Below are 17,303 nucleotides of genomic sequence, written 5' to 3'. Positions count from 1 at the left end.
AACAAATGGGAGTTTACCGCGCGCCCCTGCGTTGATTATTGGAGATAAGCAGCATGGAACTCAAACTATTCGCCGACCTGATCGACGCCCTCGGCAAAGTCGCCGGTGGCCTGAAGGCCATTGTCAACCTGCCCAAGGCCGAGCGCGAGACGATGCGCCGGACGCTGGACGAAACCTATCGCCTGATCGACACCACGCTAAACATGGTGATCATCCGGCTGGGTGACATCCAACTTCAGCAATCCGACGACGACCTCCTGCGCGAAGTCGCCCGGCTCGAGAACTACGACGAGTGGATGCAGGCCGAGCGTGAGCTTCGCCTTTGCCGCAGCCTGCGCATCGCCCTGCGCGAGACGGAAACGCTCGTCGGGCATCTAGCTGGCACGGTGAGCACCAAGGACTGGGACGCTCTGCTTCTGCAGATGCAGTCCATCCTCGCCACCGAGGGCGAAGTTGCGCTGTTCATCGGCCAAAAATTCCAGCAACTCGCCAATGACGCCCGCAGCGTCATACAGGACATGAAGCAAGCACCATCCATCCGCGACGCCTTGGCCGACTTCCGTGCCTCACTCGTTGCAGAACGACAAGCACTGATCAAACAAGAACTCGAGCTCTACGAAATCGTGTAACGACCCGGATCGAAGGAGGCCCCGACATGAACAAGATCGTATTTCCGTTGAAGCCGCAGATGCAGCGGCCAACGGTCGCGGATGCGTAAGATGGTCTGTTGTTTCTGCTCGATAAGGACCTCCTACTTCGGGAAAACGAAGGAGCGCGGCGCGATCTGGCTTCAACGCTGAAGCAGGAACGTGAGAGGCAGGCCTTCGCAGGCGCCACAGGCAAGCTGGTAGGCATAATCCAGAAGGAGCATGGCCTGCAAGCCGCCGGCGACGCGGACGAGTGCACGTCCCCGGCGCTGAACACAGACATCTTCCAGGAAGAAGTACTACCCGCGCCCGAGTTTCAGTATCTGGTTCCCGGGCAGGGATGGGTTTCGTCCTCCAGGCGGAAGACAGCATAACAATCACAACAGGCCAGATTCACCACGCTCAGGCACTCGCTGAGCCGGTCTGGATCGAGGTTTTCTGAGATTTGCCCTGGCATGCCGACGACCATTGAGACCTGACCTGATGATTGCTGAGCGCTATGACTCCCGTCCGGCTCTACTACTACTCCTACGCCACCTTCACCAATCAGCAACTTCCCTTGCTGAAGGTGACGGCCGTCTGGTTTGACGAGCTGGTGATCCTCGATCCCATCGGCGCTTGCCTCCATACCATCGGCGTGGATCCAGCCCTCAGCGAGGCGGTGCAACGGCTGCGTCAGGAGGGGATTCTGAGGGTCGTTGACCCAGCCACCGTGCTGTAGGCCTATGAAGGGCCCATGGTGGCCGCGATCCGCGCCGATCTGGCCGATCCCGCCTTCCTGCAGCTCTGCCAGGGTCATGCCGAGGCCACGGGCCACCAGCGCTGGACCCTGTCTTTGGTCAAGGTGCTGCAGGATCTTCAGGCTGATCTGGCCCTGCGCCACCTGCATTACCTGACACTTCAGGCCGCTGTTGCCATAAACGGGACATGCACCGGGTCCTCCTGGTGCCCCACCTCAGAAGCCTATGGCTGCCTCCCCAACCCCGGCTGCGGCGAGCGGCTGGCAACAGACCACTCGCAACATCGCCATCGGCAGGGGTAAGACGAACCGTTCCGTCAGCTCCTTTTCGAAGGCCAGACGGGTTCTCGGGCCGCTCAGCGTCGCCTACAGGGTCTATCCCAGCTACCCCGCGCTGCGCGATGCCGCGACCGAGGACAAGGCCTGCGTCACGACGGGCAAGGTCGTGTACTTCGCGGCGGGCGCCGTCGGCTTCGCCGTAGGTTTCGAGGCCACCGCGTTCCTGGTCGGGCTCGCCTTCTCGCACCCGATCGGCTGGGTCGCGATGGGCCCGACGCTCATCGGCAGCGCGATCTGCGCCTATCTCTTCTCCGAGGGGGGCGGGGCCGGTGTGAACGCGGCCAGGGGGCACTAGCGATGCCCGATGGCCCAGATCTTGATTGAAAGGACTTTCAGATGGAAAAGATCGTCCCCCCAATTTCGCGCAAGATGAAGAATGCCGTTGTAGCGAACCTGCACGCGGCGCTGAGGGCCCTCGGCGGGTCCCTGCCCGACACCGAGACGAGCAAGAGCTATTACGGCACCGGTACCGCGAAACGCGTCGCCGTTCTGCAGAAGGCCGCCGGGCTCGAGCAGACCGGCGAGGTGGACAACGCGACGGCGGACCATCTCAACCGGAAGCTGGCCGAAAGGGGCCTTCTCGGCGATGCGCCACCCCGCCGAGATAGTGGGGTTTCCGGCGGCGGCACGCGCCTGCCCGGTGGCGGCGGCACGACCCGCCGGCCGCCTTTCTTCGGCGGCGGCGGCGGGCGGAACGGCAACACGGGCCAGCCCGAACCGGTCCACGTCTTCGGGCGCGTGATCTCGCAGAAGGGGCGCCCGGAACAGGGGGTGGTGACGATCTTCCGCGCCGCGTTCCGGGCCGAGGAAAAACTGGTCGAGGTCGAAACGGACCAGGAGGGCCGATACGAGGCCGATCTGACCCACGATCCCGCCACCGGCCCGCTCAACATTCTTGCCCGGATCACGCTGAAGGACGGCACGACCATCGCCTCGGACCTCGTCTTCGACGCCGCGGGGAAGGTTGAACTGAATCTCAACGCCGCGGGTCGTCCGATCCCGGCCCAAAGCGCCTTCGAGGAGATCGAGGCGAATATCCGCCCGGTCATCGGTTCTGCGGCCATCGCGTCGCTGCGCGAGACCGCGACCCAGACCGACATCACCTACCTCGCGCAGGACCGCAAGCTCGACCCCGAGATTCTGTCCCGCCGCGCGATGGCCGAACGCATCGGCAAGGCGCAGAAGATCGCCCCCGAAGTGGTCTTCGCCTTCCTCGCGCAGGGCGAACCTGCTGTTCTGCCCGGCTCCACCCTGACCGCGACGCCGACTCAGGTCGCGGCTGACGACCTCGAGAGCCGGGTCTTTGCCGGGATCGTCACCCTCGACGAACAGACCCAGCGGCGGATCCTCCAGAAGGCAATCGACAAGGACCTTGTGCCCTTCGACACGACCGGGGCCGTCGACGCCGCGATCGAGATCCTGCGCGCACGTCGGGGGCCGGTGCTGGCCGACGCGCCGTTCGGGGCAGGCAAGAAGTCGATGAACGACCTGTTGGGCGCCACCTCCCTCACCCAGAACCAGCGCACGACTTTCGTGGACTACGCGATGAAGGTGCAGGACGAGGGCGGCCTGCTCTGGGAGGCGCTGGAAATGAACAAGGCGATCCCGGCCGCCAAGCTCAGGGACGCGCGCGCCACCTTCGCCTTCGGCGCGATGTCAAAGAACCACATCCCCTTCATCGAATACGCCAAGGCCGCCCTGCCCGACGAGATGACCGAGGAACCCGGACGAGCCGCCGCCCTGTCGCTGCAGGAGTGGAAGACCTTCCTGGAAAAGGGCGTCTCGGAGGGCAAGCCGGTGATCCCGGTCAATATCGACGGCCAGACCGAGGCGGATCGCGTCGGCGCCTTCGCGCAGATGCTGATGGAGCGCGCCGAGGACAATTACCCCACGATGGCAACCATCGGCCGCATCCGCGACCGCGACGACGTGAAGCTCGCCGCCGCCGGAGAGCTGGTCGCGGCCGTGTCGAAGGTTCCTGACATGAATCTGCGGACGCTGAACATCAACGCGGTGCGGCTCGGGCGCGATGCGGCGCTTGGGGAGGAGATGCTGGCCAGGACGCTGCGCGACACGGTCAAGATCGTCTCGGACCTGTCGGACGAGGCGGTCGCCGACCTCAAGCGCACGCAGCGGGCCGTGCGCCTTGCCCCGAACGCCACTGCGGCCGCGGCGCTGCTGGCCACAGGGCAGGATTCGGCCCACCTGATCCACAAGCGCGGGCGCAGCAACTTCATCGCCGACGCGGTCAAGGCGGGGATGACCGACCTGCAGGCCGGGCAGACCTTCAACCGCGCCAAGGCGAGCTATGGGTATCTCATCGCCCGCTTCCTCGAATACCGGCTCGATCTCGACAAGGCTTCGCCCGCGGCGGTGGGTGGCGCGTGGAAAGGCGACGACCTGATCGCCGAGATCGAGAACGACCCCTCGCTGCGGACGCTTTTCGGTTCCCTCGACAGTTGCAGCTGCGAATGGTGCGAGAGCGTGCACGGCCCGGCGGCCTATCTGACCGACGTGCTGCGCTGGCTCAGCGAACGGAGGGCGAGGAGCGGCAGTGGCTTCGCAAGCGCCCGGGCGGTGCTGGAAGACCGGCGGGGTGACATCCCCGACATCCTGCTGAACTGCCAGAACACCGACACGGTGATGCCCTACATCGACCTGGTGAACGAGGTGCTGGAAGAGGCCGTCTCGCCCACCGGCTCGGCGCGGCAGTCGACCTGGCGCAGCGAGGAGCTTATGGCCGAGCCCGAGCATGTCAACGATGACGCCTATGCCCTGCTAGCGGGGGCATCGCACGCGCCCGGTCTGCCCTTCGACCTGAGCGACACAGAGGCGCGGACCTATCTCGCTCATCTGCGCCTGACCAGGGCCGGGGTGATGGAGGCGTTCCGCATGCAGAGCATCAGCCTGCCCTCCGAGCGCGACATCGCCGCGGCTTTCTTCGGCATCGCTAAGGCGCAGAGCAACATCATCACCTCCGAGGCCCCCGGCGCCCAGGCCACGTTCTGGGGCTACAGCGCACCCGGCGAGATGATCCCCAGCGCCCCGGCCCAGATGCTGATGGCGCGTGCGGACATCTCTTACACCGATCTGGCGGAGCTCCTGGAAGTCGAATTCGTGAACGGCATCGCACCGCGTTCGACCTTCCAGCCGGAGTTCGAATGCGACCTGATCGACCGCCGGGTCACGCGGCTTTCGGTCGAGCGGCTCGACCGGATGAACCGCTTCATCCGTCTCTGGCGCCATCTTGGCTGGAAGATGTGGGAGCTCGACCGCGCGATCATGGCGATGGGCGGCGTGCTCAACGACGCGACGCTGGTCGGACTGATGCGGCTGCAGAAGATCCGCGACGCCTGGCGGCTTTCCGTGCAGGAGGCGCTTGCGCTGATCGCGCCGCTCGACACTCGGGTGCGCGGCTGGCTGACGGGGGACGGACGGTCGCTTTACACCGACCTCTTCGAGGATCCCGCGGTGCAGAACCCGCCCGATCCCCACCTCTCCATCGCCGCCGTGACCGCCGCGTTGCCGCCCGCGCTGATCGGCGACAAGGCGGCGATCCTCTCGGCCAGCATCGCCATCACCGCCGCCGATTTCGCGCTTCTCGTCCCCAGGGCCGCCGATCCCGTCATCGCCCTTCCCGTCGCGGGCGACCGCGCGTCGCTTGGCGCCATCTCTCAGCTCTACCGCTTCGCGAGGCTGGCCAAGGCCCTTCGGCTGCGGGTGTCCGAGCTGCTGGACTTCGCCCGCCTTGCCGGGGCGCCGCTGAATGCGGGCGGGCGGGTCGATCCCTTCCAGACGGTACAGACCCTGACCGATTTCCTGACGATGTTCAGCCGTCACTCGGCGAGCGGTCTTGCCATCGGGGAATCGCGCCACGCCACGACCTTCTGGCCCGAGTCCGCCTTCGGCGCTGGGGACAGCGTGATCTCGGCCAATGTCGAGGAAATCCGCACCGCACTTGCTGACCTTCGGGCCGAGACCATCGCGCCCGCGGAGGAGCGCGCCGCCGCGCTCGAGCGGCAATTGCCTGGGGTTGCGGGCTTCGAGGATGCAGCGATCCGCGCAACCGCCATCGCGATTATCGACGACAGCTATGCCGACTCGCTCGCCAACCGAAACGCCTTCATAACCAGCCATTTCGGCGCGCTGATGCCGATGGCCGCGGCCATCGCCGCCTTCGCGCCTTATGGCGGACCGCCCGCCGGCCGCGATGCGGCGGTCGATGCGCGCAGGCTGATCGCGTTGCAGGCGGTCTACAACGCGCTTGCCCGCACAGCGATCACCGCCGCCGTGGCAGGCCAGAACGGGGCCGAGGCCGAGGCGGCCGATTTCCTGAGCTGGACCATGCAGCGAAGCGGGCTCGACAGCCTCGCCGCGCTAATCCTGGCCGAGAGCGACTTCCTCACGCGCACCGCTGATGACAGCGCCTACCTCCTGGCCGCCGACAGCACCGACATGCCCGATATCTTCGAGGCGGCGCAGCTCGTGGACAAGCTCGCCTTCATCAAGGACGCGCTCGGGTGGAGCGATGCACGGCTGAGGTGGTTCGTCAGCAACGAAGGGAGCTTCGGGTTGCCACAGCTGACCGCGCTCCCCGTCAAGGCGGGCGACGGTCCCGCCGCCTTCGCGGAGTGGCTGACGCTGCTGCGCTGGACGCAGGTCATGAACTCCTTCCCGGACACCGACGCCCTTTCGCTGCCCGACATCCTCGGCCAGGTCGGAAGCGCGGGTTACGGCGCCACGCAACTGGCCGAAGACCTCGCCCTCTGGACCCGGCGCGCACCCGAGACCGTGTCGGGCGCCATCGTCGAGCTTGCGCTATCCAATCCCGGCGATTTCCACACGGTCGGCGCCTACGAGCGGCTCCTGACCGCGCTAGAGGTGATCAAGCTCGCCGGCGTGACTCCGGCGCAGCTCACCGCTTGGGCACAGCCTGCCGTGACCCCGGCCGTGGCACAGGGAATCAAGCTTGCCGCCAAGGCGCGCAATTCCCTCGACGAATGGCTGAAGAACGCGCCGCCGCTGCAGGACCGCCTTCGCGAGGCCAAGCGCGTGGCGCTCATCACCTACCTGACGACCCGTCCCGCCTCAGCCGGGCCGTCCTGGCCCGACGCGAACGCCCTGTTCGCGCATTTCCTGATCGACCCCGAAATGACCGCCTGCCGCAAGACCTCGCGGCTGGTGCAAGCCACGGGTTCGGTACAGCTTTTCGTGCAGCGCTGCCTGATGAACCTCGAACCCGCTGTGCTCGCCGATGGCGATGCCGACGATGGCTGGAACGATTGGGACTGGATGTATGCCTATCGCCTCTGGGAAGCCGCGCGGAAGGTCTTCCTCTGGCCGGAAAACGTGATCCGGCCCGAGCTGAACCGGATGAAATCCCCTGCGCTTCTGCAGCTCGAACAAAAGCTGTCGCAGATGGAGATGACCGAGGAGAACGCCGAGATCGCAATGGAGCAATACCTCGAGACGCTCGACGGCATCGCGAACATGGACGTCGTTGCCTTGCACGAGGAATCGACTGGGCGCGACCGCCTTATCCACACGCTTGCCCGTACGAAGGGCCAGCCTCAGACCTACTACTACCGCCAGCGGGTCTTTCCCAACAACGCTGCCTCGGCCTACTGGACCCCGTGGGAGAAGCTCGACATCGAGATCGGCGGCATCCCGATCTTCGGCTTCATCAACCGCAAGCTGCACCTCTTCTGGCTGTTCTTCACCAAGAAGGACGACCCGACCCAGCTCATGCCGCCTTCGACGGCGTCGAGCGATCCGCCGCCCGACACGATCAACATGTGGGAAATCCAGCTGTGCTGGTCGGTCCGGCGGCAAGGTATATGGCAGCCCGCGCAGATGGGCGAACGCAAGTGGTTCTACCCGCAATACCGGCCCAAGCGCAGCTTCCACCTGCGCACCGCGGCCTATGCCGGCGACCGGCTGGCGATCAACATCTTTGTCTCGACCTCACCGGAATTCAACGACTACTTGCCCCTAACCTATCTCGAAGGCCTCGGAACTCACCGCTGGCCACGGGACTGGGTCGACGTCACACCACTCTTCCTTCCGATCCCCATCCCGATCCCGCATAACGAGGACACGCGACCTTTCCATATCGCGCGCTTCGTTTTCAAGCGTGATGTGGACGAGATCCAGATGACCAATCGCGCCGGATTCCTGACCCGCATCTTAAATGGCGAGTACGGGGCCGAGGCCGCCGAGATGAAGGAGCTCACAAGTCCGCTCACCGACCTGACCATGCCGACCGACATGAAATATGTCGGCCAGACGATCCAGAACCAGTCGGACAACGCCTCCAACCTTCACGTGCTTCCCTCGACCGGCCCGGCCCTGCGGCTGGACAGTGGCAAGCTCCTCGACAATGCGCCCGCGCCGTTCGGCATTGTCACGTCGTCGCAGCGGGCTCAGTTCGATTCCACCCGGCCCTTCTTCTACACCGACCGAGAGCGCAGCTTTTTCGTGCGGCCCACGAAGGAATGGCGCGTGGATCATTCCTTTACGACCGAGGAGCCGTCGCTGTCGGGGGTTTCCGACTACAGGGTTAAATACACCTTCGACCGCAATTACCACCCGTTCACCGGCTTCTTCCTCGACGAACTGGCTACAGGCGGGCTGCGCGGATTCTTCAGGCGCTCGACCCAGCTTTCGCCCCCTTCGACCTTCGCCTTCGCCGATTACGCCCCCGAACGACTGGTCACTGCCGACCATGCGAACGACATCGTGGATTTCGGGTTCTCGGGCACCTATTCGCTTTACAACTGGGAGGTACTATTTCACGCGCCATTCCTGATCGCGAACCGGCTGTCTGAGAACCAGCGGTTTGACGAGGCGCTGAACTTCCTGCGCTACATCTTCAATCCGACCAATGCCGGCAGCGATCTCGCACCGCAGCGTTTCTGGATCACGAAGCCCTTTTACCAGATGAGCTCTGCAGCCTATAAAGGCAGCCGGATCGAGCGCCTACTGGAGCTCGTCAACGGCGGGTCTGCAACCCACATAGCGCAAGTTGAGCAATGGCGCAACGACCCTTTCGATCCCCACATGCTCGCCCGGCTGCGGCCCGTCGCCTATCAGCGTGCTGTGTTGATGGCTTATATCGGCGCCCTACTGGACTGGGGCGACAAGGAATTTCGTCGCTTCACCCCCGAGAGCCTCAACCTTGCCACGCAATACTATGTGCGGGCGCAGGACCTGCTGGGACGGCGACCCGAGACGGTTGCGGTTGAGAGGCGCACCGCGGCGAAAAGCTTTCGCGAGGTCGAGACAGATCTCGACGCGTTCGGCAACCTCCTGTCCGAGGTCGAGAACCTGCTGCCGCCTCCGCCCCCCGGTGGCCCCGGCGGGTCCGAACCGCTGCCCCCGACCACGATCTTCTATTTCTGCATCCCCGGAAACGACAAGCTCCTTGGCTACTGGGACCGAGTGGAGCGCAACCTCTTCAACCTTCGCCATTGCCGCGACATCGAGGGTGTCGCCCGGCCCCTCCCACTTTTCGCGCCGCCGATCGACCCGGCGATGCTGGTGCGCGCGGCGGCCGCGGGCATCGACCTCTCGACGCTGGCGGGCGGAGCGGCCTCGGCGATGCCGAAATATCGCTTCCGCTTCATCCTCCAGCGCGCATACAACTTCGCCACCCAAGTCGAGCGCTTGGGTGCAGCCCTGCTTTCCGCACTTGAACGCAAGGACGAGGCGGCGCTGGCAGAGCTACGTGAAAGCCACGTGGCCGAAATCCACGCGCTTCGCGAAGACATCGCGGCGCTCCGGATCGATGAGGCCGAGGCCGAGTTGGACCGGCTGAAGGAAGCCAAGAAACTCGTCGGACTGCGCGAAACATTCTACAAGAAGAAGACCGAAACACCGGTGGGTGTATTGGAAGGGATTGGCCTCGGCCTGAAGAGCACGAGCTTCGTTCTGAGCGGCATCTCCTTCGCGCTGAAGGCCGCGAGCGGCGGGCTGTACTGGATACCCGAAGTCCAGGGCGGCGCCTCTGGCGTGGGCGGCAGCCCGCATGCCACGGTCAAGGTCGGCGGCAAGCAGGCGGGCGACAGCACCAAGACGCTGTCCGACGGCTTCAAGGTGCTGGCCGATCTGGCTGACAAGGGTGCCGAACTGAGCTTCAAGATCCAGTACTTCTTCGACCGTCACAAGGAGTACGAACATCAGCTTACGCTTGCGGAACAGGAGATCGTCGAGATCGAGAAGCAGGAGGCCAAGGCTGAGATTCTCAAGCAGATCGCCGAGCGGGAGGCCGATGTCGAGAAGCTGCATTCCGAGAACGCCGAGGCGACGCTGGGTTTCCTGCGGTCGCGCTACACCAACAAGGAGCTTTACGACTGGCTGATCGCGCAGCTTTCAACGGTCTATTTCCAGACTTACCAGACCGCCTTCGACATGGCGCTCGCCGCCGCGGCCTGCGCCGAACGCGAGGTAGGGCTGATCGGCATGAACTACATCAAGTTCGGCTACTGGGACAGCTTGCGCAAGGGCCTGATGTCGGGCGAGAAGCTGAGTCAGGACCTCAGACGGCTCGAGGCGGCCTACATCGACCGCAACCAGCGGCTCTACGAGATCCAGAAGGACGTCTCTGTGGCGCTTCTGGATGCGGAGGCCCTGCTGACCCTCCGTGCGACAGGCGCCTGCGAGATTGAGGTGCCCGAGCTGATCTTCGACTGCGACTATCCTGGCCACTACAAGCGGCGCATCAAGTCGGTCGCGATCTCCATCCCAACAGTCGCGGGCCCTTACACCTCGGTCAATTGCAAACTGACGCTACTACGCGACGAGACACGCCTCAACACCAACCTCGCGCCGGGCTATCCGCGCACCTCGATGGCCGATGACGAACGCTTCGCCGACAACTGGGCGGTGACCAATGCCATTGTAACCTCGAAGGCGATCAACGACCCTGGGCTCTTCCAGCTCGATCTCGAAGACGACCGCTACCTGCCCTTCGAGGGCGCAGGGGCCGTGGGCCGCTGGCGAATCGACCTGCCGGCCGACACCAACGCCTTCGCGATCGATTCGGTTTCAGACGTTGTGCTGCACCTCCGCTATACCGCAATGGAAGGCGGCGAGACGCTGGCCGAGGCGGCGCGCGCGGTCGCCTCGCAGCGCCCGGTAGCGCAGAGCGCCAGGATCCTGCGACTCGACCAGACCTTCGCCGCGGCGTGGGAGGTTCTCGTCTCAGCCCCCGCCGCGGGGCTGGACCAGGCGATGACCTTTGCCTTCACCAAGGAGCACTTGCCCTATCTCGACAGGGTCCGCGACCTTAAGGTGACGTCTATCCTCCTCTCAGCGGTGAACGCAGTCAGTGACCTGACCGCCGAGATCACGGCGCCGGGTGGCATCGTCGCAACCGTCATGATGACGCCGGACGGCGACCTGGGCGGACGCATCTCGGGCGATACCGCGGGCATCTTCGCGGCGGGTGTGCCACTAAGCGACTTCACGCTGAAGCTGCGCAGGTCGTCTGCCACGGACAACCGCTCCTTGACCAAGGCTGATCTGTCAGGGCTGCACGCCGTCATCTTCTACGACGCAGAGCTGCCGTGATGGAACAGGACCTACAAACTACGACCGGGCCATTAGATACCGTGGCAGAGGTCGCCCGCAGCCTGACTCCGGAGCGCGCCCTTGCAATGACAAGCGCGGTTCGCGTTCTGAGGGAATTTTACGATCCACCGGCGATTTTCCTCTTCGGCTCGTCAGCCAAAGACATGGCTGGCGCGTTGAGCGATCTGGACCTTCTGATCCGCATGCCGAGCCGGGACCGGCGGGGCGCGCGGGGCACCGAGTTCAAGGAGGTGTTCCTCGGCAGCTATCCGCGGGTCGACCTCGTCGTCTTCACCGACGAGGAGGTGCGCCACCACCTCGCCAAGCCATATTCCTTCCTGTCGAGCGTGATGGCTAGCGCGCGGCCGCTTTTCCTGAAATCGCCGCGGAACGAGCCGCTCCTGCAGGGTGCCAGGGCGCGGGGGCCGGGCTGCTGAGGCGAGACCCGACGCGGTCTATCCCCGCGGCGGGCGTGGCCTGAGCTTGGCCTCCTCCAGGTCGATGACCTTGCCGCAATGCCGCTGTGTGCTGCGGTGCTGTTCCACCGCCCGGCAGGGCAGTCGTTGAGAGGCCCGGTAACGCTCCTTCAGGACCACAACGGCCCTGTGGCTACGTTCAGGGCTCAGAAGTTTCTCTCGGCAAGATCCTTGAGCATCACTTTCTCCAGCTCGGCTTTTGCCAGAAGCTTTTTGAGCAGGGCGTTCTCCTTCTGAAGCTGGGTCAGGCGCCTGGCCTCCTCGGCCTGCATTCCCCCGTACTGCTGAAGCCAACGGTGGTACGTCGGCTGCGTCACTTCGATGACGCGGCAAACGTCGGCGACGGTCTCGGACTGGGCGATCAGCTGCTCGGCGGGCTTGAGCTTGCGGATGATCTGCTCCGCCGTGTGCCTGGTGCGTTTCATGCTCGAGTCCCCGGCCTAGTCTGGTCGGCTGAGGACTCTCATTCACCGTGGTCCGATTCTTGGTCGCCACGTCACTGGAGTTGCCCACCAGCCTGCATACATTCGATAATTCCACCATCACCGATGTGGTGTTTCACGTCCACTACACAGCCCGGGATGGCGGAAGCAGTTTCCGATCTTCGGTGCAGATAAATCGGTGCACTGGACTGAACAGATGATCCTCAAGACAGGCCGGACTGGGCTATTCCTCGCGTTCGGTCTTAGGCGCGACCATCCTGAAGTTTGGCATCGGCCAACCTCAGCCAGAAGCGACTTAGTCACGCTTGTCCATAACTGGCCTCCCCATATCATCGGCCGTCAAGATGTCCGCTTAAACATCTTTTCACTTCGATTGCCGGCCAAGATTGCCGCTGGAGCCGGCACACCAACCCTGGCTTTGAACGAGGGAGCCATATCATTGACCCCAGAGGAAAGTGGTGTTAGGCTCGACTCAAGTATTGCACTATCAAGCAACTCAGTTGGCCAGCAACGAATCCGGAAACTTCTTCTGATCGTGAACTATCAGGCATAGGCTTGGTTCTTCATTCTACTGCAGTGGACTTATCCGTACTTCATTTCAGGGCCCCCGAACAACAGCATCCAGCGGACGTCGCTCGGCGCCGCCGCTGATGCTGAGCGTTAGAAGGATGTGAGGGGGGCTGAGGACCCAGTCCTTTCGGTAGACACGTCCGGGATCCAAATGGGCTGACAAGTCCTATGGAACCCTCAGCCCGGACCGATGAACGGGGAGCAATCAGCTGCCAGTGCAACAGCCCCATAGGCTTGTGATGGATTGCACCAGATGGAGAGACAGAGATGGACGATGCCATCCGAAACGATGCGCAAGATGGCTCGATCGCTCAACTCCACAAAGCGATGGCGCGGCAGGAATGCAGCGCCACAAGCCTCTGTGAAGCAGCGTTGCATCGCATCGCCAGCCTCGATCGGGCCGGCCCCACGCTGCGCTCGGTGATCGAAATCAACCCCGACGCCCCGGCAATCGCCGAGGCGCTCGACCGGGAGCGGCGGCAGAGCGGTCCCCGCGGCGCCCTGCATGGGATTCCGGTTCTGGTGAAGGACAGCCTCGACACCGCCGACCGGATGATGACCACCGCCGGATCCCTGGCGCTGGTGGGCAACATCGCCCGCCGCGACGCCTTCGTGGTGGAGCGGCTGCGGCAGGCAGGAGCCGTGCTGCTCGGCAAGACCAACATGAGCGAGTGGGGCTACATGCGCTCCACCCGGGCCTGCAGCGGCTGGAGCAGCCGCGGTGGCCAGGTGCGCAACCCCTATGTGCTGGACCGCAGTCCGCTCGGCTCCAGTTCGGGTTCGGCGGTGGCGGTGGCGGCGGGTCTCTGCGTGGCGGCCATCGGCGCCGAGGTGGATGGCTCGATCGTGCGGCCAGCCTCCAGCAACAGCATCGTGGGCCTCAAGCCCACCGTGGGCCTGATCAGCCGCACCGGCGTGATCGGGGTGGCCGATCCACAGGACACCGCCGGCCCCATGGCGCGCAGCGTCGCCGACGTGGCCGCGCTGCTCAACGTGCTCACCGGCCATGATCCCGGCGATCCGATCACCGCCGAAGGAGCCCGCCGGGCGGCTGCCGACTACCGCGTCTTCCTGGATCCGGCCGCCCTGCAGGGGGCCCGCCTGGGCGTGGCGCGGGAATGCTTTGGGCAGCATGAGGGCACCGATGCGGTGATCGAGCAGGCGATCGCGCAGCTCAGGCAGCTGGGGGCGGTGATCGTGGATCCGGTTCGCGCCAGTGCGCTGCCCTTCTTCGGCGACCTGGAGCTGGAGCTGTTCCGCTACGGCCTCAAGCACAGCGTCAACCGCTACCTGCAGAGCCATCCGCTGGCGCCGGTGCGCTCGTTGGAGGAGCTGATCCGCTTCAACCGCGACCATGCCGCCGCGGTGATGCCCTATTTCCAGCAGGAGTTCCTGGAGCAGGCTCAGACCCGGGGCGATCTGCACGACCCCGCCTGCCAACAGGTGATGGCGGAGCTGAGGCGGCTGAGCCGCGCAGGCGGCATCGACAGGGCCCTGCGCGAGCACCAGCTCGACGCGATCATCGCCCCCACCGAGGGCTCGCCTCCCTTCGTGATCGACCCGCTGGTCGGCGACCACATCCTTCCCGGCGGCTGCTCCACCCCTCCCGCGGTGGCGGGCTATCCCCACATCACGGTGCCCGCCGGCTACGTGCAAGGCCTGCCGGTGGGTCTGTCGTTCTTTGCCGGCGCCTGGCAGGAAGGGAAGCTGCTGGGCTATGCCCATGCCTTCGAGCAGGCCACCCGGCACCGGCGGCCGCCCAGCTTCCTCCCCACGCTGGGGGCTGGAACGCCTCAGCAGCGGGGATCCTTGTAGGCCACCACGGCGCTGGACGGCCCGTCCAGCGGGATGGTCTCGAAGCGGCTGAAGCCGGCGGCGGAGCACCACTGGCAGAACTGGGCCGCGGTGAAATCGAAGGCGTCGCCGAACTCGATCAGCATCATCAGCGACATGAACAGCCCAAAGGTGTTGTGGCGGCGGGCGTCGTCGATGAAGGCCTCGATCGCGATCAGCGCCCCCCCTTCCGGCAACGCGTCGTAGGCCTTGCGGATCAGGGTCTGTTTCCGCTCCAGGTTCCAGTCGTGGAGAATCATCCCCATCGTGATCAGCTGCGCCGGCGGCCAGGGATCTGCGAAGAAATCACCGGACACGGCTTGGATCCGCTCCCCCAGGCCGGCCGAGGCGATGCGGCGATCGGCAATCGGCGTGACGGGCGGCAGATCGAAGCTCACGCAGTGGATGCCGGGGTGCACGGCGGCCACCTCGCGGCACAGCAGCGCATCGGCTCCGCCGATGTCGGTGAGCGTGGCGTAGGAGCCGAAGGGGAACGCCTTCGCCAGGGCCTGGAAGTTGCGGAGCGAGGAGCCGTTCATGGCGTTCATGAAGGCCTCCAGCCGCTCCCGCTCCCGATACATCGCCTCGAAGAACGGCGTGCCGGCATGCTTCGCCTCGTTCTGCGGCTGGCCGCTGCGCAGGGCTTCGGTGAGGTCGGCCCAGAAGCGGTAGTCGCGCAGCTCCCAGATCTCCGCCAGCCCGCCGATGTACTCCGGCTGACCGCGATCCAGAAAGCGCGCGGTGGCCGGCGTGTTGCCGTACAGCGCCTCCGGGCCGTCGCCCTCGCGGGCCAGCATGTCCACCGACACCAGCAGATCGAGGAAGTCGCGGGTTGGTCTCACCTGCAGCCCGAAGGCGGCCGTAATCTGCTGGCAGGTCATCGGTCCGGCCGCCAGCCGCGTGTGCAGCCCCAGCCCCACGGCCGACAGCAACGCCTTGGACACGCCATAGCCGCTGGCGATGGCCAAGATGGCCGAAGGATCAGGTTCGCTCACGGGCACGTGGGGGGTATGTGACGCCAGGCCTGCCGCAGGTCATGCGCTTCCGCTCACCGTATCCACGTGGCGAGGCCGTGAGCACGATGGGAACGATCCACCTCCCCACCTCGACATGAGCGGAGCTGCCATCTCCGGCCCGTCCAGTCGCTCCCTCAGGCTCGCCCTGCTCGCCCTGATGGTGGTGTGCTTCGTGGATGTGATGGGGCAGGGGCTGGCCTTCCCGATCTTCGACACGCTGCTGCTCAAGGCCGGCTCGGGCTTCCTGCCGGACGCCACCTCCCGATCCCGGGCGGAGCTCCTCTACAGCGTAGCCATCGGCACCTTCTTCCTCACCTGGCTGTTCGGCTCGATCTATGTGGCCCGCCTCTCCGACAGCATCGGCCGCAAGCGGGGCATCCTGATCTGCCTGGCTGGCGCCTTCGCCGGCTATGCCCTGGCTGCCGCCGCGATTCCCTTGCGGAGCTACGGCTTGCTGGTGGCGTCCCGCGCCATTACCGGCTTCACGGCCGGCACCCAGCCGATCGCGGCGGCGGCGATGATCGACCTGGCCCGCAGCGAGGCGGAGAGCACCCGAAACCTCGGCCTGGCCAACGTGGGCGTGAGCGGCGGCCTGGTGATCGGCCCGATCATCGGCGGCGTGTTCTCCGATCCGGCACTCCTGGGGCCCTGGGCCTCCCCCACCCTGCCGTTCGTGGTGGGCGGAGGGCTCTGCGTCCTGGCGCTGGTGTTCATCGCCCTCAGCTTCCGCGACGCCAACCAGGCCCTGGTGCCGCTGCGGCTCAGCCCGCTGGAGGTGTGGCGGCTGCTGGCCCGCGGCCTGGAGCGGCGCGCCGTGCTCCGGGTCACCGCCGTGTACTTCCCCTACATGCTGTGCTTCATGGGGTTCTATGTGTTCGCCGCCGCCAGCCTCACGGCCCGGTTCGGCTACGGCACCCAGGCCACCAGCCTGGCCATGTTCCTGCTCGGCACCGGCCTCGCCCTGGCCAGCGGCCTGCTGGTGGAGCCGCTCAATGCCCGCCTGTCGTCACGCGCCCTGCTGGGCTGGGTGGCGCTGCTGCTCTGCGGGGTGATCGCCGCCTTCGTGGCGGTGCCGTCGGGTCCACTGGCCCTGGCGCTGCTGCTGCCTGCCGGTGCCCTGCACGGCATCGGCTATCCCACCCTGCTGGCGGCCTACTCCCGCTCCGCCTCGGCCGAGGAGCAGGGCTGGGTGATGGGCTTCTCCACCGCGGTGTTCACCCTGGCGGCCGCCATCGTGTCGTTTCTCGGCGGTGAGCTCACGTCCTCCGGTCCGGCGGCGCCATTCCTGTTCGCCCTGGTCTGCGGCGCCACGGCGCTGCTGGCGGCCCTGACGATCTGGCGGCCCCAGCGGCCGCCCGGGGGAGCCAATCCATGAGACCCGATCCCATGGTGACCCACGACCCCAGGGCAATCGACCTGCGCGGCCAAGGCGACGAGACCAACGAGGCCGTCTCCGCGATCGTGGAGCCCGTGGCCGCGGCGCCCAATCCGGCCCTCTCATCCCACTTCGCCTTCGAGGGGTCGTTGCTTGAGCAGGGTCCTATTTCTGAATGGAATAGAGGGGACTGGTCTTGTGGGCGCCTCGGCTGCGGTGCAGTGGAGCACGTCACCAACACTCTGGAAGGCTCGTGCTTCCGTCATCGGCTTCGTAGCCGCAATCGCCGAAGCTG

At 65.5% G+C, this 17,303-nt stretch carries 11 protein-coding genes; 9 read left to right on the top strand and 2 right to left on the bottom strand.

The genetic code is table 11. The features are described 5' to 3' along the window. The first annotated feature begins 53 nt into the window (after positions 1-53). The 7 genes from ACLD7X_RS00340 (at position 54) to ACLD7X_RS00310 (ending at position 11,732) form a co-directional block, all read left to right on the top strand. A complete protein-coding gene (locus tag ACLD7X_RS00340; RefSeq protein ID WP_411421450.1) occupies positions 54-629 on the top strand; it encodes a hypothetical protein in 576 nt (191 codons plus the stop codon). A 98-nt stretch (positions 630-727) separates the two neighbouring features. Then, positions 728-1,021: a hypothetical protein gene (locus tag ACLD7X_RS00335; RefSeq protein ID WP_411421449.1), complete on the top strand. Its 294-nt coding sequence runs from the start codon at positions 728-730 to the stop codon at positions 1,019-1,021. Positions 1,022-1,146: 125 nt separating this feature from the next. Continuing rightward, positions 1,147-1,368 (top strand): hypothetical protein, encoded by a 222-nt coding sequence (locus tag ACLD7X_RS00330; RefSeq protein WP_411421448.1) that lies wholly within the window; start codon positions 1,147-1,149, stop codon positions 1,366-1,368. Between the two features lie 15 nt (positions 1,369-1,383). Next, complete coding sequence (locus tag ACLD7X_RS00325; protein WP_411421447.1) at positions 1,384-1,689, top strand: hypothetical protein; 306 nt, start codon at positions 1,384-1,386, stop codon at positions 1,687-1,689. After that, positions 1,613-2,020 carry a hypothetical protein gene (locus tag ACLD7X_RS00320; RefSeq protein ID WP_411421446.1) on the top strand — a complete coding sequence of 136 codons (408 nt, stop codon included), beginning with the start codon at positions 1,613-1,615 and terminating at the stop codon, positions 2,018-2,020. The genes ACLD7X_RS00325 and ACLD7X_RS00320 overlap by 77 nt, the downstream gene beginning before the upstream one ends. Positions 2,021-2,094: 74 nt before the next feature. Continuing rightward, positions 2,095-11,295 (top strand): Tc toxin subunit A-related protein, encoded by a 9,201-nt coding sequence (locus ACLD7X_RS00315; protein ID WP_411421445.1) that lies wholly within the window; start codon positions 2,095-2,097, stop codon positions 11,293-11,295. 41 nt (positions 11,296-11,336) lie between these two features. Then, a complete protein-coding gene (locus ACLD7X_RS00310; RefSeq protein ID WP_411421444.1) occupies positions 11,337-11,732 on the top strand; it encodes a nucleotidyltransferase domain-containing protein in 396 nt (131 codons plus the stop codon). Between the two features lie 185 nt (positions 11,733-11,917). Here ACLD7X_RS00310 and ACLD7X_RS00305 read toward each other — a convergent pair whose 3' ends face one another. Continuing rightward, on the bottom strand, positions 11,918-12,196 hold the full coding sequence (locus ACLD7X_RS00305; RefSeq protein WP_411421443.1) for a transposase: 279 nt from the start codon (positions 12,194-12,196) through the stop codon (positions 11,918-11,920). Positions 12,197-13,051: 855 nt separating this feature from the next. On the opposite strand from ACLD7X_RS00305, the gene ACLD7X_RS00300 reads away from it, so the two are divergent. Further along, the gene (locus ACLD7X_RS00300; RefSeq protein ID WP_411421442.1) at positions 13,052-14,599 is read left to right on the top strand and encodes an amidase; all 1,548 of its coding nucleotides are present in this window, start codon (positions 13,052-13,054) and stop codon (positions 14,597-14,599) included. Here the strand turns inward: ACLD7X_RS00300 and ACLD7X_RS00295 are convergent. Further along, complete coding sequence (locus tag ACLD7X_RS00295; RefSeq protein ID WP_411421441.1) at positions 14,578-15,585, bottom strand: methyltransferase; 1,008 nt, start codon at positions 15,583-15,585, stop codon at positions 14,578-14,580. The two genes, ACLD7X_RS00300 and ACLD7X_RS00295, sit on opposite strands and share 22 nt — an antisense overlap. A 142-nt stretch (positions 15,586-15,727) precedes the next feature. Here ACLD7X_RS00295 and ACLD7X_RS00290 point away from each other — a divergent pair, with 142 nt between their 5' ends. After that, complete coding sequence (locus ACLD7X_RS00290; protein ID WP_412007002.1) at positions 15,728-17,008, top strand: MFS transporter; 1,281 nt, start codon at positions 15,728-15,730, stop codon at positions 17,006-17,008. Positions 17,009-17,303 lie beyond the last annotated feature (295 nt).

The organism is Aphanothece microscopica RSMan92 (assembly GCF_046613545.2).
Lineage (GTDB): Bacteria > Cyanobacteriota > Cyanobacteriia > PCC-6307 > Cyanobiaceae > NIES-981.
This window is presented reverse-complemented; position numbering and strand designations above follow the sequence as displayed.

Bases quoted from the DNA above. Each gene is read 5' to 3' on its own strand.
- ACLD7X_RS00330 (WP_411421448.1), top strand. From the start codon at position 1,147: ATGACTCCCGTCCGGCTCTACTACTACTCCTACGCCACCTTCACCAAT.
- ACLD7X_RS00305 (WP_411421443.1), bottom strand. From the start codon at position 12,196: ATGAAACGCACCAGGCACACGGCGGAGCAGATCATCCGCAAGCTCAAG.
- ACLD7X_RS00290 (WP_412007002.1), top strand. From the start codon at position 15,728: ATGAGCGGAGCTGCCATCTCCGGCCCGTCCAGTCGCTCCCTCAGGCTC.
- ACLD7X_RS00300 (WP_411421442.1), top strand. From the start codon at position 13,052: ATGGACGATGCCATCCGAAACGATGCGCAAGATGGCTCGATCGCTCAA.
- ACLD7X_RS00315 (WP_411421445.1), top strand. From the start codon at position 2,095: ATGAAGAATGCCGTTGTAGCGAACCTGCACGCGGCGCTGAGGGCCCTC.
- ACLD7X_RS00340 (WP_411421450.1), top strand. From the start codon at position 54: ATGGAACTCAAACTATTCGCCGACCTGATCGACGCCCTCGGCAAAGTC.
- ACLD7X_RS00320 (WP_411421446.1), top strand. From the start codon at position 1,613: ATGGCTGCCTCCCCAACCCCGGCTGCGGCGAGCGGCTGGCAACAGACC.
- ACLD7X_RS00325 (WP_411421447.1), top strand. From the start codon at position 1,384: ATGGTGGCCGCGATCCGCGCCGATCTGGCCGATCCCGCCTTCCTGCAG.